The sequence below is a fragment of the Novosphingobium sp. BL-S-34 genome, from assembly GCF_056857015.1.
Genome location: NZ_CM166472.1, coordinates 491278 through 510866 on the forward strand (window position 1 = coordinate 491278; position 19589 = coordinate 510866).

A 19589-nucleotide genomic window follows, 5' to 3' on the forward strand; every position below is an offset into this window, starting at 1 on the left:
TTAGCCCGGGAACTGCTCCGCGACCAGCTTGGCGAAAGCATCGGCGCGGTGGCTGATCTCGTGCTTCTTTTCTGGCGCGATCTCGGCGAAAGTCTGGTCGAGGCCGTCGGGCACGAAGCAGGGATCGTAGCCGAAGCCCAGCTTGCCGCGCGGCGGCCAGGTGAAGGTGCCGTTGGAGCGACCTTCGTAAACGGCCTCTGCCCCATCGGGCCAGGCGATCGCGAGCACGCAGGAAAACCAGCAAGAACGGTCGACATCCTGGCCTTGCTCGCAGAGCAGACCCTCGACCTTGCCCATCGCCATGAACCAGTCGCGGCCTTCCCAGGCCTTGCCCGGCTCGCCCTCGAACCACTGCCGCTCGGCCCAGTCGGCGGTGTAGACGCCGGGCCTTCCGCCCAGCGCCGTCACCGACATGCCGCTATCGTCCGCCAGCGCGGGAAGCTGCGCTGCCTTGGCGGCCGCATGGGCCTTGAGCAGCGCGTTCTCCACGAACGTCGTGCCCGTCTCTTCCGGCTCGGGCAGGCCGAGTTCGCCGGCGGAAACGCACTCGATCCCGAACGGCGCGAGCAGGGCGCCGATTTCCCGAAGCTTGCCCGCATTGTGCGTGGCAATAACGAGACGTTCGCCCTGGAGGCGGCGATTGCTCACCGGCCGACGGCCTTGGCCTGGGCGGCGAAGATCCGGTCGCAGCCGATGCGGGCCAGGCGCAGGAGGCGCAGCAGGCCTTCCTCGTCATAAGTCGCGCCTTCGGCGGTTGCCTGGGCCTCGGCGATCATGCCGCCTTCGATCAGCACGAAGTTGGCATCGGCATCGGCCGAGCTGTCTTCGATATAGTCGAGGTCGAGCACCGGCGTACCCTCGCAGATGCCGCAGGAGATCGCGGCAACGCGGGCGTTGATCGGATCTTCCTTGATCTTGCCTTCGGCCATCAGCTTGTCGACGGCCAGGCGCAGCGCGACCCAGGCGCCCGAGATGGAGGCGGTGCGAGTGCCGCCATCGGCCTGGAGCACGTCACAGTCGAGCACGATCTGGCGCTCGCCGAGCTTCTTCATGTCGACCACGGCGCGCAAGCTGCGGCCGATCAGGCGCTGGATTTCCTGGGTGCGGCCCGACTGCTTGCCCTTGGCGGCTTCGCGGCTGCCACGGGTGTGAGTGGCGCGGGGCAGCATCGAGTATTCGGCCGTGACCCAGCCTTCGCCCTTGCCGCGAAGGAACGGCGGAACCTTTTCCTCGACCGAAGCGGTGACGAGCACACGAGTATCACCGAAGGAAATCAACACCGAGCCTTCGGCGTGCTTGGTGAAACCGGTCTGGATGTCGATAGCGCGCATCTCGTCGGGCGTACGGCCGGAAGGTCGCATGGAGGTTCCTTTGGTCTAAAATTGCCTGCGCCCCCTAGAGCATTTTCCGCCCCGGTGGAAACACCTGAGCGCGTGGAAAATGCGACAATCGAGTGTGTCCAAGGGAAAAAGCGCGATAGTCGCTCCGACATCGCGCCATGGGACTTGAGGCCTTGGCGGCAATCCCTAAGTTGAGGACGAATGCCGACACCACCCATCCTGGAACTGACCGACCGCGCGCGCGAGATTTTCCGCCTCGTCGTGGAGGGCTATATCGCCACCGGAAGCCCGGTCGGCTCGAAGGTCCTGGCCGGGCCGGGCGGCGTGAAATTGTCCTCGGCATCGATCCGCTCGGTCCTGGCCGACCTCGAATCGCTGGGACTGCTGGCCGCCCCCCACATAAGCGCGGCACGCCTGCCGACCGAGGCCGGGCTGCGCCTGTTCGTGGACGGCATCATGCAAGTGGCGGAACCGACCGCCGAGGAACGGCTCGCCATCGAGAGCCGGATTGCCGCGCCGGGGCCGATCGAGGCCGCGCTCGAGGCGACCAGCGCCTTGCTGTCGAACCTCACGTCGGGCGCCGGCGTAGTCATGGTGCCGCGCCGCGAGCCGCGTCTGATGCACTTGCAGATCGTTCCGCTCGGCCCCGGCCGGGCGCTGGCGGTGCTCGTGGGCGAAGAAGGCGCGGTGGAGAACCGGATCATCGAACTGCCCGCCAGTCTGCCGCCCGGCGCGCTGGAGGAAGCCTCGAACTACATCACTGCCCATCTCGCCGGCCGCACCCTGGGCGAGGCGGCCCGGGCGATGCGGTCCGACATCGCCACCGGCAAGTCGGCGCTCGATACGGCCAGCCGCGACCTCGTGGAGCGCGGCCTTGCCGTGTGGAGCGAGGATGCGACCGCACGGCCGGTGCTGATCGTGCGTGGGCAGGCCAATCTCCTCGACGAATCGGCGCTTTCTGATCTCGAACGCGTCCGCTCGCTGCTTGACGACCTGGAAAACAAGCAGTCCGTCGCCGAGTTGCTGGAGACGGCGCGCGAGGCGGATTCGACCAGGATATTCATCGGATCGGAAAACCGGCTTTTCGCGCTTTCCGGCTCCTCGGTCATCGCTTCGCCCTATCGGGATCGCGAGGGCAGGGTCGTCGGCGTAGTGGGGGTAATCGGCCCGACTCGGTTGAATTATGCGCGCGTCGTCCCCATGGTGGACTTCACTGCCCAGAGCCTGGGCAAGCTCATCGGATAGTTGGAACCTTACAATAATGACTGACGACAAGACCCAGCCGCCAGAGGGTCAGACTGTAGATCCCGCCATCGCGGAAGAACTGAAGGGCGTGCCCGAAGACATGATCGACAGCGATAAGGACGGCGGTGAAATCGCCAAGCTCCGCGAGGAACTGGAAATCGCCAAGCAGGACGTGCTTTACGCCCGTGCCGAGACCCAGAACGTGCGCCGCCGCCTTGAAAAGGACGTGGCCGACACCCGCGCCTATGCCGCGACCGGCTTTGCCCGCGACATTCTCTCGGTGGCGGACAACCTGTCCCGCGCGCTTTCGTCGATCCCGAGCGAACTGCGCGAGGACGAGAAGCTGAAGGGCATCGTCGCCGGCATCGAGGCGACTGGCCGCGAGATCGAGAAGGTGTTCACCAACCACGGCATCAGCCGCATCGCCGCGATGGGCATGCCGCTCGACCCGAACCAGCACCAGGCGATGATCGAGGTTCCCTCGGCCGATGTCGAGCCCGGCACGGTCGTCCAGGAACTCCAGGCCGGTTATATGATCAAGGACCGCCTGCTGCGTCCTGCCATGGTGGCCGTGGCAAAGAAGCCGGACTGATCCGGCTTTCCTGATCCCTGTTACCCGCCGTGCCTGCTGTTGGTCTTCAAGGTTCGTCAAGGCCTTGAGAGACGAACGGGGGCACGGTGTCGTTCGTTTGCAGGGCCTTATGGAACCCCTCCGCATCGGGGCCGTTGATCAGTCAGGCAACTGATTTTCAGCGGAGAGATCCCATGCGAATGCTCATTCTTCCTATCTTGGCCGCCGGCGCCCTGGGCGTGGCTGGCTGTGCAAGCAACTACGGCGGCGAAGGCGCCCTGGCCGGCGGCGCGCTGGGCGCGGGCGTTGGCGCGCTGGCGGGTGACGTCGGCGCCGGTGCCGCCGTCGGCGCTGCTGCCGGTGCGGCTGTCGGCTCGACCCAGAAGAAGCACAATGGCTGCTATCGTTACGATCGCCGCGGCGACCGCTACTGGGACCGCGACTGCTGATCGCGCCGGCCTGACCGGTCTGCTTACACATAAGAAAGGGGCGCGGGGAAACTCGCGCCCCTTTCTTAATGCGCTGGGAGCCTAGTCTGAAATCCGGCCGAACGGCAGGATGCCGTCATAGCTGGCGAGCGGCGGTGCACCTGGAACTCGCCATCCCCGATCGAGCAGGAACGCGTGGCGCACGATTTCGGCCTGCTGCTCGATCCCGTAGCGACCGAGCGTCCATCCCGGCCGCAAGGCATAATCGTAGCGGCAGAGCGGATGGCGCATGAGCGGAAGATACCAGCGGCCTTTGCGCTGGGTCTGCCAGACATGCGTCATTTCATGGATGAACAACCCCTGGAGCCCGATCGGCGCTCCGGCGAAATCGTCCTGATAAAGCGCGGAGCCGCGGTGGAAATGAAGGTGCCCGCAAGGCGCCATGACGACATTGGCAGGCTGGAAGGGAAACCATTTGCGCCGCCGGATGCGAACGGGCGCGCAGTCCAACGCGTCGCCGAAAACCGATTGGACCAGCGCGATCTCACCCGGTGTCAGCGGGCGCTCGGCCCCCGGCAGGCAGGGCGGGGGCGCGATTGCTTCTGGCAAGGGTTCCCCAGACAAATGGGTGGTCAGTGGTCCATTCCGGGCATGTCGCTGCCGCCGCCCATATCCCCGCCCATGGTTTCGACCCGAAGCGGCATCGAGAGCTTGTCGCCGTCGGAGAAGGTCAGGGTCAATTCAGCCGTCTCGCTGGCCTTTACCGTCTCGCCGATGTCGAACACCATGACGTGCATGCCGCCCTGCTTGAAATCGACCTGGGCGCCGGGCGCGAGATCGAGCGAATCGACGGCGGCCATGCTGCCGCCCTCCGTCTTGTGCATCTGGGCGCTACCGGCGCCGCCGACATGGACGCCGACGAGCTTCACCGGCACCGAACCGTCATTGCGCACGGTGAAGTAGACCGCGCCGGGGCGGCCGGCCACGACCGGAAGAATGAGGTGGCCGTCGCTGGCGCTGATGCCGGGCTTCGCGGTTGGCCCGGCGTCAAGCGAGGCGCTTTCCTGCGGCGCCGGCGCCTCGCTCTGCTTGCAGGCGGCAAGCGAGACGAGCAGGGCGGAGGCACTGGTAAAGGCAAGCAGGGAAAAGGGCTTCACGGCGGATGGATCCTCTCGGGCAGGCCCCTGATCGCGAAGAGTTTCGGGGCGCTGAAAATTTCCCCCGCGTAATGCCATCGCGACAGACTTGTTCCAAGCGAAACCACACCTATATGCGGCTCCGACGACTTTGAACGTCATCGAGCTGTGCAAGCCGCCTTGCCTTATGGAGGGAGGCGATCCGCATGGTGTCATCCACTGACGTGAGGAATGGGGATAATGGCAAAAGTAATTGGTATCGACCTCGGCACCACCAACAGCTGCGTCGCCGTGATGGACGGCGGCAAGCCCAAGGTTATCGAGAACTCCGAAGGCGCGCGCACCACGCCCTCGATCGTCGCTTTCACCAAGGATGGTGAACGCCTGATCGGGCAGCCCGCAAAGCGCCAGGCCGTGACCAACGGCGACAACACGATTTTCGCGGTGAAGCGCCTGATCGGCCGCCGCTTCGACGACCCGGTGACCAAGAAGGACACCGAGCTGGTTCCGTACCACATCGTCAAGGGCAAGAACGGCGACGCTTGGGTCCAGGCCGGCGGCGAAGAGTACAGCCCCTCGCAGATCTCGGCCTTCACTCTGCAGAAGATGAAGGAAACCGCCGAATCGTACCTCGGCGAGACCGTGACGCAGGCCGTCATCACCGTGCCCGCCTACTTCAACGACGCGCAGCGCCAGGCGACCAAGGACGCCGGCCAGATCGCCGGTCTTGAAGTGCTGCGCATCATCAACGAGCCGACCGCGGCCGCACTGGCCTATGGCCTCGACAAGCAGGACGGCAAGACCATCGCCGTCTACGACCTTGGCGGCGGCACCTTCGACGTTTCGATCCTCGAAATCGGCGACGGCGTGTTCGAAGTGAAGTCGACCAACGGCGACACGTTCCTGGGCGGTGAAGACTTCGACACCAAGCTGGTCGAATGGCTGGCCGACAAGTTCAAGGCCAAGGAAGGCATGGACCTGCGCAGCGACAAGCTCGCTCTGCAGCGTCTGAAGGAAGCGGCCGAGAAGGCGAAGATCGAACTCTCGTCCACCGCGACGACCGAGGTCAACCTGCCCTTCATCACCGCACGCATGGAAGGCGGCGCCACCACTCCGCTGCACCTCGTCGAAACCGTCACCCGCGCCGACCTCGAAAAGATGGTTGCGGACCTGATCCAGCGCACGCTGGAACCCTGCCGCAAGGCGATCGCCGATGCCGGTCTTTCGGCCAAGGACATCGACGACGTCGTGCTCGTGGGCGGCATGACCCGCATGCCCAAGGTGCGCGAAGTCGTGAAGGACTTCTTCGGCAAGGACCCGCACACCGGCGTGAACCCTGACGAAGTGGTTGCCATGGGCGCCGCGATCCAGGCCGGCGTGCTTCAGGGCGACGTCAAGGACGTGCTCCTGCTCGACGTCACCCCGCTGTCGCTGGGTATCGAGACGCTGGGCGGCATCATGACCAAGATGATCGACCGCAATACGACGATCCCGACCAAGAAGAGCCAGGTCTACTCGACCGCCGAGGATAACCAGCAGGCGGTGACCATCCGCGTGTTCCAGGGCGAGCGCGAGATGGCGCAGGACAACAAGATGCTCGGCCAGTTCGACCTGGTCGGCATTCCGGCCGCGCGCCGGGGCGTGCCGCAGATCGAAGTCACGTTCGACATCGACGCCAACGGCATCGTCAACGTCTCCGCCAAGGACAAGGGCACCGGCAAGGAGCAGCAGATCCGCATCCAGGCTTCGGGCGGTCTGTCGGACAACGACATCGACCAGATGGTCAAGGATGCCGAGAAGTTCGCCGAAGAGGACAAGAAGCGTCGTGAGGCCGCAGAGGCCAAGAACAACGCCGACAGCCTCGTCCACGCGACCGAGCAGCAGATCGCCGAACATGGCGACAAGATCGACGCCGGGCTGAAGTCCGAAGTCGAAGCGGCCATTGCCGAGACCAAGACGGCGATCGAAGGCGGCGAACCCGCCGAGATCACCGCCAAGTCGCAGGCGCTGACCGAAGTCGCGATGAAGATGGGCCAGGCCATCTACGAGAAGGAACAGGCCTCGGGCGCTTCGCCGGAAGCCGCTCCGGCCGGTGCCGATGACGATGTCGTCGACGCCGAGTTCTCGGAAGTCGACGAAAACAACAAGGGCTGACGAGTCCTCATGAAAACCGCGATCGCCACCGGTGCACGACGTGCCGGTGGCGACCGGGTCGTACGCGGGGAAGTATAAGACGTGTCAGCGACTGAAATCGATTATTACGAACTGCTGGAAGTAGAGCGCAGCGCCGACGACAAGACCATCAAGTCGTCCTACCGCCGCCTCGCCATGCGGCATCATCCGGACAAGAACCCGGGCTGCGGCGATTCCGAAGCGCGTTTCAAGCAGATCAGCGAGGCTTACGACTGCCTCAAGGACCCCCAGAAGCGGGCGGCCTACGATCGTTACGGCCATGCCGCATTCCAGCAGGGAATGGGCGGCGGCGGTCATCCCGGCGGCGCCGAGTTCGGCGATATCGGGGACATCTTCGAATCCATCTTCGGCAGCGCCTTCGGTGGAGGCGGGCGTCAGCAGGCGCGTCGCGGTGCCGACTTGCGTTACGACATGGAAGTCAGTCTGGACGAAGCCTTCCACGGCAAGCAGACCGAGATCACCATCGAAGTCTCGCAGGGCTGCGAGCCTTGCGGCGGTTCGGGCGCCGAGCCGGGAACCGGCAAGCGCGGCTGCAACATGTGCGGCGGCAATGGCAAGGTCCGGGCGCAGCAGGGCTTCTTCGTGGTGGAACGCACTTGCCCCACCTGCCACGGTCGGGGCGAAGTGATCGAGAAGCCATGCCGCTCCTGCGGCGGCGAGGGCCGGGTCGACAAGCCCCAGACCTTGCAGGTGGACATCCCGCCGGGCGTCGATTCCGGCACCCGCATCCGCCTTTCCGGCAAGGGCGAGGCCGGTCCCTTCGGCGCGCCTCCGGGAGATCTCTATATCTTCCTGCATGTCAAACGGCACCGGGTGTTCGAACGTGACGGCACGACGCTGATCACGCGCGTTCCGATCACTTTTACCACGGCGGCACTGGGCGGCTCGATCGAGATTCCCGGCATGGATGGCGAGGGCCTTTCGGTCGACATTCCGGCGGGCATCCAGTCGGGCAAGCAGCTGCGCAAGCGCGGCGCGGGCATGCCTGTCCTGCAGGGGCGCGGCCGCGGCGATCTCGTCATCGAGATCAGCGTGGAAACGCCGACCAAGCTTTCCGCCCGCCAGAAGGAAATCCTGCGCGAGCTGCAGTCGACCGAAACCGGCGACGAATGCCCGCAGTCCAAAGGCTTCTTCGACCGCATCAAGGAAGCCTGGAACGACCTGACGGAATAACCCCCATTAGGCCGAATGACCGAACAAAAACGTCGTCCCGGACCTGATCCGGGGCGACGTTGTTTTTTGGGCCGACGTTTTTGGCCGACGTTTTTTGGCCGAACGTCAGCCGCCTCTCAGCACTTCTTCCCGCACGTTCCGCACCAGAGTGGGATCGGCCGTGAGGCGATCCTTTTCCTCTTCGAGCACGGCCAGGAAAGCCTCCCGCTTGAAGGTCCAGAGTTCGCCTTCCAGCAGGGCATGTTCGCCCTCGGCGGTTGAGGAAATCAGGTCGATCATCCGCTCGGCGCCGTGCAATCGGCCCCAGAGGTAGTCGTTCTCGCGATAGGCGCGGCTGAAGAAGGCACCGAAGTTGAAGAACTCGGTGCCGCGAAGCACCGGACCTTGCCGGATCATGTGGCAATCCTCAGGCGAAATGCGGTCGACGCGAATCGGATCGAACTCCGTCAGGCCCTCGCCGCGCAGCAGCGGCAGGGTCACCGTGTCGTAGAAAGGGAAGCCGAGGTAGGCGAGCAGCACCCGGCGCCGCAGCGCCTGCGGCATTTCGGCCAGGGCTTCCGCCAGGAGGGCATCGACCCGGGCATCGATCGCCACCAGGTCGCGAACCTTTTCGATGTGATCGATCACCGCGCCAGGATCGGTGAACACCGCTGCGGCGAGCGCGGCGAAAGTCTCCCCCATCGCAGCGACCGGCTCGCGGTCGAGATAAAGCGCAAGCGCGGCGTAGATCGCCTCCCGTGCCTTGTCCCGCTCTACTTCCGTGACGCTTTCTTCCTGCTGCCACTCCTGCGTGACGCGCCGTGCCAGCAGGCGAAGCCGCCGAATTCGGAACGCCAGGTCATGCGTGCGGAAAAAGCCGATCATCCCCGGCGAACCGTCGCCTTTCAGGCCCTTGATCCGGTCCAGCCCGACGCTGGCGAAATGATCGTGAAGCCGCAGCGCGATCGGCTCGCTGGAGGAGAGGCCCAGCTCCGGCGCGCCTTCGTAGATGAGCCGGGCCAGCTTGGCGACGATCCCGGAAAACTTGACCTGGACGTATCCGTGATAGGCGAAACCCGCCTGTTCCAGCGCCGCGCGCTGTGCCTTGTCGCGCCAGGCGGAGAGGCGCTTGGGGGTTGGTCGGTCGAGGAAGAAGGTATTGCCGAACAGGCGGTCCACCGTCTCCTCGATCTCCGGCCGCAATGCCAGCACGATGGCCCGCAGCGTCGCCACTTCCTGCGAATCGCGCTCCAGCGCCTCCAGGTTGTCGCGAATCGGCTGCTCGCGCGGGATCGAGGACAGTGAGCCGAATATCGTCGAAAAGAAGCCCGGCGCCCGGCGTTCCTGGCGCATCGAGGCGCCGATACGATCCGGCGTGGGGTCGATGTAGACGAAACGGCGATCGACTTCGCGCGTCGCCGGCCGGTCGCGCAGCACGCCCATGGCATCGGCGAAGGGCGCGTTGTTGAGCACCGAGCCGTCGATGAGCGCAACATTGTCGAGGTCTCCGCGCTGGCTGTGCTCGGGCATGACACGGCGGAAGAACGCCTCGCGCTCCGGCCAGGCGAGCCCTAGTTCCGCAATCACGCCGCCGATTTCCTCGATCTGGAGCGGCGGGAAGGCACCCGGGAAACTCGCCGTGGCGCGGGCGGCCAGCAGGAGTTCCGGCATGGCGGCAAGGGAAGGGGTGCCGGACCGCGACTCGAAGCCGATGCTGAGGCGATGCTCGCTTTCCAGTACGAGTTCCGGCGAATGCAGGCGCAAGGTTTCAAGGTGTCCCTTGAAGTCCGTTGCCGTCACGAAGAGATTTATCGGATGGCCATGGGGAAGGAGCGGCGGCCCGGCCTCGGTCTCGGCCATCGCCGTGAAGGCTCCGGCCAGCAGGCGCGAGAGACCGACCCCGCTGAAAGGCGGTTCGAACCAGCGCGAGCGGATCAGCCGCGAGAGTTTCTGCCGCACTTCCTCGCGAGTTTCCGGCGCCACGCTGGTCGTCACGGCATTGCCGGGCCGATGCAGCAGGTAGGAGACGAGCGGCCGGGCCCAGAACTTGGTGACCTGGCTGCGCGCTCTTGCTTCCGGATCGAGCAGGACGTCGACGTCGGCGTTTTCCAGCCAAAGCTCGGTCAGCGGCTCCAGCGAGTGTCCCGAATGGATCGCCTGCGAGAGGAATACGCTGTTTATCCCGCCCGCGCTGGCACCGGCGACAATGTCGGTCAGTATGCGCAGCCGCAGGTTGCTGCCGGCCTCCAGTCGCTTGAGCAGCTTGTGATAGACTCGCGCCGTCCCCGGCGGCGGTTCCGCATCGCCCTCCGCCCAGAACGCCTGGCTGGCCTGAAGCGCCTTCCAGAGTTCCTTGGTGACCCCGTGCATGTAAACGGCAAGGCTGATGCCGCCGTAGCAGACCAGCGCGATCCGCAATTCCTTTTGCCGCATTGCTCCATGTTGGCGCTATCGTTCGGGAAAGGCAATTGCGTTCTCATTCCGTTCCCGATAATCGGGCGACATGGCAAAGCCCAAGCGTCGATATGTCTGTCAGGCCTGCGGAGGAGTCTCCTCCCGCTGGCAAGGTCAATGTCCCGATTGCGGGGAGTGGAACACGCTGGCGGAAGATGCGCCGCAGACGGTGTTTTCCTCCAAGCACGATCTCTCGTCCGGGGGGCGGCCGATCCTGTTCACGCCTCTCGATGCGCCAGGCGAATTGCCGAAGCGGCGCGCGAGCGGATTTGCGGAGTTCGACCGTGCGCTGGGCGGAGGACTGGTCCCCGGCTCCGCGATCCTGATGGGCGGCGATCCGGGCATCGGCAAATCGACGCTCCTGCTTCAGGCTTCGGCGCATATCGCCCTGGCCGGCGGCAGCGTGGTCTATGTCAGCGGCGAGGAAGCCGCCGGGCAAGTGCGGCTGCGCGCGGAGCGACTGGGGCTGTCGAAGGCGCCGATCCTGCTGGCCTCCGCCACATCCGTGCGGGACATCCTGACCACGCTTGGCATGATGGACGCGCCGACCCTGCTGGTCATCGATTCGATCCAGACCATGCATTCCGACACGATCGAGGGTGCGCCGGGCACGGTCAGCCAGGTCCGCGGCTGCGCCTTCGAGCTGATCCGCTATGCCAAGGAGAACGATGTCACTCTCGTGCTCGTCGGCCACGTCACCAAGGACGGCACGATCGCCGGTCCGCGCGTATTGGAACATATGGTCGACGTGGTCATGGCGTTCGAAGGCGAGCGCAGCCACCAGTACCGTATCCTGCGCAGCCTGAAGAACCGCTTCGGGCCGGTGGACGAAATCGGCGTCTTCGCCATGGAAGGGGCAGGATTGGCCGAAGTCGGCAATCCCTCGATGCTGTTCCTGTCCGGCCGCGATCAGGAAATGGCCGGAAGCGCCGTGTTCGCCGCCATGGAGGGGACCCGGCCCGTGCTCGTGGAAATCCAGGCGCTGATCGTCCGGCTCCAGAGCGGGGCAACGCCGCGCCGTGCCGTGGTTGGTTGGGATTCGGGGCGCATGGCCATGCTGCTGGCGGTTCTCGAGGCACGCTGCGGGCTCAATTTCTCCAGCGCGGAAGTCTACCTGAACGTCGCAGGCGGCTACCGCCTGGCAGATCCGGCAGCGGACCTTGCCGTGGCCGCCGCGCTGATTTCGGCGCTGGGAGACAGGCCGCTTCCGAAGAATGCGGTCTGGTTCGGGGAAGTCTCGCTCGCAGGGGAGATCCGCCCGGTTTCGCATTCATCGATCCGTCAGCGGGAATCGGCGAAACTCGGCTTTGGGCGCGCGATCGGGCCGGCAGGCGGGGCCAATGCCGAAGGTACGGCAAAGGGCATCGACTTTACCGGCCTGGCCATGTTGCCCAATCTCGTTGACCGTATCCTGACGGATGCCTAGTTCGGGGCCTTATGACCGGTTTCGATATTGCTGTTCTGGTGTTTGTGGGCGTGGGTGCCGCCACCGGATTTCTGAGAGGTTTCGTGCAGGAGATTCTCGCTTTGGGAGCGTGGATCTTCGCGGTGTTCGCCATCCGGGCGCTGCATACGCCGCTGTCGGCCTGGCTGGTTCCTTATAGCGGCGACGGAACGGCCACGCCGGTGATCGCTTTTGCGGTGCTGCTGTTGGTGCCTTTCATCGTCGTAAGGCTGATCGCGAGCTGGGCGGGCAAGCGAAGCCGCGCCTCGGTACTGGGTCCGATCGATCGTGTGCTCGGGTTTGGCTTTGGCGCGGTGAAGGGCGTTATCGTCGTGATCCTGGGATTCTCTGTCCTGGTGCTGGGCTATGACACGGTCTGGGGCATCGGCGGCCGACCGGCCTGGATGAAGGAAGCGCGGACTTATCCCTTCGTCAACGCCAGCAGCGAGGCACTGGTGAAGATGATTTCCGAGCGCCGCCGGGAGGCGCTGCGGGCCGAGGCGGCGGGAACCTGATGTCGGCAACCGTTCTCTATACCCCGGAAGTCCTGGGCCTGACCATCAGGCTGGCGCATTATCCCTGGAGCGAGGCGCTGCCGCTGCAGGGCGAGGCACGGTCCCAGAGCTGCGGCAGCACGATCGCGCTTGGCCTGTCGCTCGGCGAACAGGGAACCGTGGAGAGCATCGGCATCCGCAGCCAGGCCTGCGCCATCGGCCAGGCCGCCGCGGCTATCTTCGCCGATGCCGTCATCGGTCGCGGTCCCGAAGAAGTCTGCGTGACGGGCGAAACGATGGCGCGCTGGCTATCCGGCGAAGGCCCCATGCCCGAATGGCCCGGCCTGGCGAAGATTGCGGCCGCACGGGACTATCCCGGTCGGCACGGCGCCGTCGTGCTTCCCTGGCGCGCCGCCATTCAGGCATTCTCGAAAGACGGCTGACTGGCGGCGGGGCGCCCCGCTTTCCCGCATGATGAAGATGCAATCGTTGCAAGGCTACCGGGTACTTTGGCAGTTTTCTTCGCTTCAATTCCGTCTACATGAGGGCGCTAGCAACGCCGTCTCCTTCCGAAACGGCCGTCCGCGCAATGTGGTGAAGATGTTTTCCGAGTTTCCTGCCTCCGCCCTCCGTCTCGCTTTCGACCGTGATGCCTTGCGCTCCAACTGGCTGGCGCTGGACCGCCTGTCCGGATCCGCGCGAGCGGGTGCCGCGGTCAAGGCCAACGGCTATGGCCTTGGCGCAAAGCAGGTGGTGCCGGTGCTGCACGCGGCAGGCTGCCATGACTTCTTCGTCGCGCATTGGGGGGAGGCATTGGACCTGCTCGATTGCGTGAGCCCCTCGGCACTTTCCGTGCTGCACGGTCCCTTGACACCGCAGGATGCCGCGTTTGCGCGCGAAAGCGGTATTACGCCGGTGATCAATTCGCTCGCCCAGGCCAGGCGCTGGACCGAGGCGGGCGGCGGCCGCTGCCATCTCATGGTCGATACCGGCATGAACCGTCTCGGCATTCGCATGGAAGAACTGGGTGACGAAGCGATAGCCGCGCTCGATATCGACCTGTTGCTTTCGCACCTGGCCTCGGCCGAGGAAGAAACCGATCTCAACGCCGCGCAGTGCGCCCAGTGGCAGGAAGCGCGACAGCAAGTGCCCCACATTCGCGCCAGTCTGGCCAACAGCGCCGGCATTGCGCTGGGCAGCGACTATCATGGCGACCTGACGCGACCGGGCATCGCCCTCTATGGCGGCATTCCGCGGGCCGGTATGGAGCAGGATTTGCAGCAGGTCGTCCGTCCCGAGGCGGCGATCCTCCAGGTTCGCGACGTGCTTGCCGGAGAGACGATCGGCTACAACGCCACATATACCGCAAGTGCGCCCTTGCGGGTCGGCGCCATCGCGCTCGGCTATGCCGACGGCTATCTGCGCTGCTGGTCGGGCAAAGGCCTGTTCCGCGCCAAGGGACATGAATTGCCGGTGCTCGGCCGTGTCAGCATGGACCTCACCGTCGTCGACCTGACTCACGCGCCGGACGTAGGCGAGGGCGACTGGATCACGGCAGATTACGCGCTTCCGCAAGCCGCGGCGGCATCTGGGCTTTCGCAATATGAATTGCTGACCCTGCTGGGCCGGCGTTTTGGGCGCTGAACGGATCTGCCGCGACAAGGCCCTGGCCTTTCGTCGGCGGCAGAGCCCACCTGGGGCAAAATAAGCAAGGCACGGTCCGGTTTTGCTGCGCAGCAATTTGTGTTGCGTTGCGACAAGGGTGGGTGGTAACCTCTTGTCATACTGGCCGGGAATTAGGCAGACTGGGGATTGGCAAATGGCTGAAACGGCGTCTCAGGACGACAACACGGTAATCATAAAAAAATACGCTAACCGTCGTCTCTACAATACGCGCTCGTCGAGCTACATTACGCTCGATCATCTTGCCAAGATGACCCGCGAAGGGGTCGATTACAAAGTGCTCGATGCCAAAAGCGGCACGGACATCACGCATACGATCCTGACGCAGATCATCATGGAAGAAGAATCGAACGGTGAGCAGATGCTCCCGGTCAACTTCCTGCGCGAACTCATCAGCATGTACGGCAATTCGATGCAGTCGCTGGTTCCGCATTATCTCGAAGCGTCGATGGACAATTTCCGGGCCAATCAGTCGAAGCTGCACAAGGCGTTCGAAGACAGCCTGGGCAATAATCCGCTGGCGAAGCTGGCCGAACAGAACATGGCCATGTTCAAGGCTGCCGCCGCGGCCTTCATGCCCGGTGCCGAAAAGCCGGAGCCCAAGGCACCCGCTGCCGAAGACACCGGAGACCTTTCCGCGCTGCGCGATCAGATGGCGGAAATCCAGAAGAGGCTTGACGCGCTGGGCAAATAAGGGTCTGCGCGGGGTGCTTTCGCGGCGCGTCATCGGCGCCGCGACTTGCCCAGAATGCAACGGATGGTCCGTCGCATCGCTCAGTTCAGGAAGAAGCACCCGTGTCCGCCATTCGTCACGCCCTCTCCACCAAGCGCGAGGACGACTTCGCCCAGTGGTACCAGGAAGTCATTTCCGAAGCCGAAATGGCCGAGGAATCGGGTGTTCGCGGGTGCATGGTCATCAAGCCGTGGGGCTATGGCATCTGGGAGCGCATCCAGCGCCTCATGGATGACCGGATCAAGGCCGCTGGCGTCACCAACTGCTACTTCCCGCTGTTCATTCCGCTTTCCTATTTCGCCAAGGAAGCCGAGCACGTCGAAGGCTTCGCCAAGGAAATGGCGGTAGTCACGCACCATCGCCTTGTCGGCGACGGCAAGGGCGGCCTCGTTCCCGATCCCGAAGCGAAGCTCGAAGAACCGCTGATCGTCCGCCCGACTTCGGAAACGGCGATCGGCGCGGCCATGGCACGCTGGGTGCAGTCCTGGCGCGACCTGCCGCTCATGGTCAACCAGTGGGCCAATGTCGTGCGCTGGGAAATGCGCACTCGCATGTTCCTGCGCACCAGCGAGTTCCTCTGGCAGGAGGGCCACACCGCTCACGCCGACCGCGACGATGCCATGACCGAGACGCTGCGCGCGCTCGAAATGTACCGCGACTTTGCCGAGACCGAGCTGGCCATGCCGGTGATCGCCGGCGAAAAGCCCGAGAACGAACGCTTCCCCGGCGCCGTGGCGACTTATTCGATCGAAGCCATGATGCAGGACGGCAAGGCGCTCCAGGCGGGCACTTCGCACTACCTCGGCACGGGCTTCGCAGAAGCGGCCGGCATCCAATATCAGGACAAGGAAGGCACGCAGCAATACGCCCACACGACCAGCTGGGGCACTTCCACCCGCATGGTCGGCGGCGTCATCATGACGCATGGCGACGATGACGGCCTGCGCGTTCCGCCGATGATCGCGCCGCAGCAGATCGTGATCCTGCCGATGCTGCGCGACAACGACGAGGACGAGGCGCTGCTCGCTTATTGCGAAGACTTGCGCAAATCGCTGGTCACCCAGTTCGCCCTGGGCGAACCGCTGCGCGTCCTGCTCGACAAGCGTCCCGGCAAGGCCACGCAGAAGCGCTGGGCCTGGGTCAAGAAGGGCGTTCCGCTGATCCTCGAGATCGGCGGCCGTGATGCCGCGGGCGGACAAGTCTCGATGCTGCGCCGTGACAAGCTCTGGAACGAGGCTGCGAAGGCAAACTTCGTGGGCATGGCCAAGGATGCGTTCGTTTCGCGCGCCGCTGCCGAGGTCGAGGATATCCAGACCGCGCTCTTCACCGAAGCCAAGGCCAAGCTGGACGCGAACATCTCGCGCGCGGACAGCTTTGACGAACTTGCCGCCTTCTTCTCGGAAGAAAACCGCTACCCGGGCTGGGTGGAAGTCGAATGGTCGCGCCCGACCGGCGAAGCGCTTGAGGCCGTCGTCCAGAAGCTGAAAACGCTGAAGCTCACCATCCGCAACACCCCGCTCGATGCTGCGCCGGTGTCCGGCAATTGTGTGTTCACCGGCGGTCCGGCACTTGAGCGCATCTACGTCGCAAGGTCCTACTGATCGGAAGGGGAAGAGGACGTGTTGGGATCGATCAAGTACAACCTGACGAACCTGATGAACTTCAAGGGCCGGGATGCCCGGCAGACCTTCTGGTTCTACGTTCTCTTCCTCGTCGTGATCCAGTACGCCGTGGGCATGGTGATCGCCATGCCCATGATGGGCGGGATCATGAAGGGCGCCTTCATCGCCGCCCAGCAGGGCGTCTCCGGCGACGACATGAATGCCCGCGTCATGACCCAGATGGCGGGCTACATGCGCACGTCGATGACGGTCTCGACCATCGTGTCGCTCACGGCAGGCCTGCTGCTGATCGCCTCGTTCGCCCGCAGGTTGCACGATTCCGGCAAGCCTGCCTGGATCTCGCTCCTGACGTTCCTGCTTTCGGTCACGTCCAAGGCGATAGTCTGGTCCAGAATGGATGAAATCGTCTCCACCATGGAGAAGGTTTCCGCGGACAATCTGGAGACGGCCTTCGCCATGCAGTCGCGGATGGTCACCGCGAGTCTGCTGGGATATCTCGCCATCCTGATCGTGATAATCTTCGGCGTCTGGCCATCCAATCCCGGCCCGAACCGCTACGGCGAGGCACCGGTTCGCTTCTGACCCTCTTGCCAAGCCGGCTATCCGGCGTGACAAGCGCCTGCATGAACAAGATTCTGGTCGCCGCAGCTCTTTCCGCCACGATCCTTTCCAGTCTTCCGGCAAGCGCTTCGGACGAAACTGGGCTCACGGCATCCGTCTCCGAAGCCCGCATGCGCACGGATGTCGCCAAGCTGGTCTCCTTCGGCACCCGTCACACGCTGTCGTCGGACACCGATCCCAAGCGCGGCATCGGCGCCGCGCGCCGCTGGGCTGCGGATGAATTCCGCAAGACGTCGAAAGCCTGCGGCGGCTGCCTCGAAGTGGTCATTCCAGAAGCGATGGTCAGCGGCACGCGCATTCCGGCGCCGGTCAAGATGGTCGATGTGGTCGCCATCCAGCGCGGCACCGAGCGGCCGAACGAAGTGGTGATCGTCGAGGCCCATATCGACAGCCGCGTAACCGATGTGATGGATGCCAAGAGCGATGCTCCAGGCGCCAATGACGACGGTTCCGGCACGGCGCTCGTCCTTGAAGCCGCCCGTGTCCTTTCCAAACGCAAATTCGCCGGCACCATCGTCTACGCAGCACTTTCCGGCGAGGAGCAGGGGCTCTACGGCGGCAAGCTTCTGGCGGACTACGCTAAGAAGCAGGGCTGGACGGTCAAGGCCGTGCTCAACAACGACATCGTCGGCGGCACGCATGGCTCCGATGGGCTGGTCGACGACAAGAACGTAAGGCTGTTTTCCGAAGGCCCGCGCGCCGATGCCACGGACAAGACCCGCGCGGACGCCCGGCGCTTCGGCGGCGAAAACGACAGCCCGGGACGCAATATCTCGCGCTTCATCGCCGAACTGGCGGGCCACGTGCAGGACGACTTCGCGGTGAGGCAGGTCTGGCGCGCCGATCGCCTGGGCCGCGGCGGAGACCAGTTGCCCTTCCTTGAACAGGGCAATCCGGCCGTTCGCTTCTCGGTGGCCATCGAGGACTATGACCACCAGCACCAGGACCTGCGCACCGAGAACGGCGTGACCTACGGCGATACCATCGACGAGATGGACTTCGCCTATCTCGCCAAAGTGACGCGCCTCAACATTGCCGCGCTGGCAGCGCTTGCCGCCGCGCCGATGCCGCCGGCCCCCACGGCCGATGCGGCGGTGAAGACCTGGACCGACGTCACCTGGAAGCCGGTTGCCGGCGCCGCGGCGTACTCCGTCTGGCGGCGGCGCACCGATGCCCCCTCCTGGGAAGCGCAGCCGCTGGTGGCGCGTACCACGGAGACGAGCGTCAAGCTGGACGGCCTGCGCGGAGACGACTGGATTCTCGGCGTTCGCTCCATCGCGGCCGATGGCAGCGTCAGCCCGATCGCGGCAGCCGTACCGGGCGGAGGGTTTACTCCGCTTGCCCAATTGCCTTGATCCCTTCCTTGGTTGAATTTTACCGGTGGGATAGAGGGATGGGGGACATCTTTTTGCAGATATCCGGAAGACTGCCGCTCTGCGGGCAAGGGCCATCGCCGCGAGGCTTGCTGGCACGGGGCGAAGTAAATCTTTGTTGTCGGGCAGCGGGTTGGCGTGACAGTCGCCAATCGGGAAAAGCACAAGCCCACCAGTTTGGAGAACGGGCGATTTCGGGTAACGGTGGGCACATATGGCACTGACGCAGCATTTCGATTTTCTGCACGTCATTGCGGGCATGCTCGTCGGCGTGCTCGTGGGGCTGACGGGCGTGGGCGGCGGTTCGCTGATGACGCCGCTGCTCGTGCTGCTGTTCGGCGTAAATCCGCAGACGGCAGTCGGTACCGACCTTCTTTTTGCCGCCATGACCAAGATCGCGGGTTCTGCCGTCCACGGCAAGCGCGAGACGGTGGACTGGCGCATCGTGCGCCGCATGGCCTGCGGCAGCGTTCCCGCAGCAATCCTGACGCTCGCGACGCTTTCCTGGTTCGGCAAGGTCGGCAATTCGACCGAGCGCCTCATCATGGTTTCGCTGGCCGTGCTGCTGGGCGTCACGGCGCTTGCGGTCATATGCCGCAAGTGGCTGCTGAGGCTGGCCCATGACATCGATCCGATCCAGCCCCGTTCGCGGGTGCTGACGGGAACCGTGCTGCTGGGCGCCGCCATCGGCATTGCAGTCTCGATTTCCTCGGTCGGCGCTGGCGCCATCGGCATGACCGTGCTGCTGGTACTCTATCCCAAGCTCCCCGTGGCCCGCATCGTCGGTTCCGACATTGCCCATGCGGTGCCGCTGGCCCTCATCGCCGGCTTCGGTCACTGGATGATCGGCGACGTGGACTTCCCGCTTCTGGGGGTGTTGCTGATCGGCTCGATCCCGGGTGTCGTGATCGGCAGCTACTTGTCTTCCCACGCCTCGGACCGAATTCTCCAGCCCTTGCTGGCCTGCGTTCTGGCCGTTTCTTCCTGGCAGTTGTTCCTCAAGGCCAATGCCGGCGAGAAGCCTCATGCCGTGCCCGTCACCGCGCCGGCCGTGACGATCGCGGGTGAGGCGGCGGCCAAGCAGCCCTGAACCATTCTCG

General features: G+C 64.6%; 19 protein-coding genes. 14 read left to right on the forward strand and 5 right to left on the reverse strand.

All coding sequences use genetic code 11. From position 1 onward, the window contains the following. Together rdgB and rph are read right to left on the reverse strand one after the other, a co-directional pair. Positions 1-648 carry an RdgB/HAM1 family non-canonical purine NTP pyrophosphatase gene (rdgB, locus tag AC1VV3_RS02315; RefSeq protein ID WP_132262729.1) on the reverse strand — a complete coding sequence of 216 codons (648 nt, stop codon included), beginning with the start codon at positions 646-648 and terminating at the stop codon, positions 1-3. Further along, positions 645-1361 carry a ribonuclease PH gene (gene rph, locus AC1VV3_RS02320; RefSeq protein WP_132262731.1) on the reverse strand — a complete coding sequence of 239 codons (717 nt, stop codon included), beginning with the start codon at positions 1359-1361 and terminating at the stop codon, positions 645-647. The genes rdgB and rph overlap by 4 nt, the downstream gene beginning before the upstream one ends. A 180-nt stretch (positions 1362-1541) precedes the next feature. Between rph and hrcA the strand changes: the two genes are divergently transcribed. The 3 genes from hrcA to AC1VV3_RS02335 all read left to right on the forward strand — a co-directional run bounded on the left by hrcA (position 1542) and on the right by AC1VV3_RS02335 (position 3605). Beyond that, positions 1542-2585: a heat-inducible transcriptional repressor HrcA gene (hrcA, locus tag AC1VV3_RS02325; RefSeq protein WP_132262733.1), complete on the forward strand. Its 1044-nt coding sequence runs from the start codon at positions 1542-1544 to the stop codon at positions 2583-2585. 16 nt (positions 2586-2601) lie between these two features. Then, complete coding sequence (gene grpE, locus AC1VV3_RS02330; RefSeq protein WP_431568610.1) at positions 2602-3177, forward strand: nucleotide exchange factor GrpE; 576 nt, start codon at positions 2602-2604, stop codon at positions 3175-3177. A 179-nt stretch (positions 3178-3356) separates the two neighbouring features. Continuing rightward, positions 3357-3605 (forward strand): YgdI/YgdR family lipoprotein, encoded by a 249-nt coding sequence (locus AC1VV3_RS02335; protein ID WP_243654057.1) that lies wholly within the window; start codon positions 3357-3359, stop codon positions 3603-3605. A gap of 81 nt (positions 3606-3686) precedes the next feature. Here AC1VV3_RS02335 and AC1VV3_RS02340 read toward each other — a convergent pair whose 3' ends face one another. Both AC1VV3_RS02340 and AC1VV3_RS02345 read right to left on the reverse strand, forming a co-directional pair. Then, on the reverse strand, positions 3687-4193 hold the full coding sequence (locus AC1VV3_RS02340) for a vgr related protein (protein ID WP_431568609.1): 507 nt from the start codon (positions 4191-4193) through the stop codon (positions 3687-3689). Positions 4194-4216: 23 nt separating this feature from the next. Continuing rightward, positions 4217-4741, reverse strand: a complete 525-nt coding sequence (locus AC1VV3_RS02345) for a copper chaperone PCu(A)C (protein WP_243840831.1) — start codon at positions 4739-4741, stop codon at positions 4217-4219. A gap of 219 nt (positions 4742-4960) precedes the next feature. Here AC1VV3_RS02345 and dnaK point away from each other — a divergent pair, with 219 nt between their 5' ends. Further along, positions 4961-6874: a molecular chaperone DnaK gene (gene dnaK, locus AC1VV3_RS02350; RefSeq protein ID WP_132262741.1), complete on the forward strand. Its 1914-nt coding sequence runs from the start codon at positions 4961-4963 to the stop codon at positions 6872-6874. Positions 6875-6955: 81 nt separating this feature from the next. Continuing rightward, complete coding sequence (gene dnaJ, locus AC1VV3_RS02355) at positions 6956-8086, forward strand: molecular chaperone DnaJ (RefSeq protein WP_431568608.1); 1131 nt, start codon at positions 6956-6958, stop codon at positions 8084-8086. A 105-nt stretch (positions 8087-8191) separates the two neighbouring features. On the opposite strand, the gene AC1VV3_RS02360 is transcribed toward dnaJ, so the two are convergent. Next, entirely contained in the window at positions 8192-10498 is a 2307-nt protein-coding gene (locus AC1VV3_RS02360; RefSeq protein ID WP_431568607.1) for a patatin-like protein, read from the reverse strand. Between the two features lie 70 nt (positions 10499-10568). Between AC1VV3_RS02360 and radA the strand changes: the two genes are divergently transcribed. The 9 genes from radA to AC1VV3_RS02405 all read left to right on the forward strand — a co-directional run bounded on the left by radA (position 10569) and on the right by AC1VV3_RS02405 (position 19579). Further along, positions 10569-11945 (forward strand): DNA repair protein RadA, encoded by a 1377-nt coding sequence (radA, locus tag AC1VV3_RS02365; RefSeq protein ID WP_132262747.1) that lies wholly within the window; start codon positions 10569-10571, stop codon positions 11943-11945. Positions 11946-11956: 11 nt separating this feature from the next. Next, a complete protein-coding gene (locus AC1VV3_RS02370; protein WP_132262749.1) occupies positions 11957-12478 on the forward strand; it encodes a CvpA family protein in 522 nt (173 codons plus the stop codon). After that, complete coding sequence (locus AC1VV3_RS02375; protein ID WP_431568606.1) at positions 12478-12900, forward strand: iron-sulfur cluster assembly scaffold protein; 423 nt, start codon at positions 12478-12480, stop codon at positions 12898-12900. Before AC1VV3_RS02370 ends, AC1VV3_RS02375 begins: the two co-directional genes overlap by 1 nt. A 157-nt stretch (positions 12901-13057) precedes the next feature. Next, the gene (gene alr, locus AC1VV3_RS02380) at positions 13058-14101 is read left to right on the forward strand and encodes an alanine racemase (protein WP_482962070.1); all 1044 of its coding nucleotides are present in this window, start codon (positions 13058-13060) and stop codon (positions 14099-14101) included. A gap of 175 nt (positions 14102-14276) precedes the next feature. After that, entirely contained in the window at positions 14277-14834 is a 558-nt protein-coding gene (gene phaR, locus AC1VV3_RS02385; RefSeq protein ID WP_132264093.1) for a polyhydroxyalkanoate synthesis repressor PhaR, read from the forward strand. Between the two features lie 101 nt (positions 14835-14935). Then, positions 14936-16474 (forward strand): proline--tRNA ligase, encoded by a 1539-nt coding sequence (proS, locus tag AC1VV3_RS02390; protein WP_482961945.1) that lies wholly within the window; start codon positions 14936-14938, stop codon positions 16472-16474. A gap of 18 nt (positions 16475-16492) precedes the next feature. Next, positions 16493-17077 carry a DUF805 domain-containing protein gene (locus AC1VV3_RS02395; RefSeq protein WP_132262755.1) on the forward strand — a complete coding sequence of 195 codons (585 nt, stop codon included), beginning with the start codon at positions 16493-16495 and terminating at the stop codon, positions 17075-17077. 41 nt (positions 17078-17118) lie between these two features. Next, positions 17119-18471, forward strand: a complete 1353-nt coding sequence (locus AC1VV3_RS02400; RefSeq protein ID WP_431568604.1) for a M20/M25/M40 family metallo-hydrolase — start codon at positions 17119-17121, stop codon at positions 18469-18471. Positions 18472-18703: 232 nt separating this feature from the next. Further along, positions 18704-19579 carry a sulfite exporter TauE/SafE family protein gene (locus AC1VV3_RS02405; protein WP_431568603.1) on the forward strand — a complete coding sequence of 292 codons (876 nt, stop codon included), beginning with the start codon at positions 18704-18706 and terminating at the stop codon, positions 19577-19579. Positions 19580-19589: the final 10 nt, after the last annotated feature.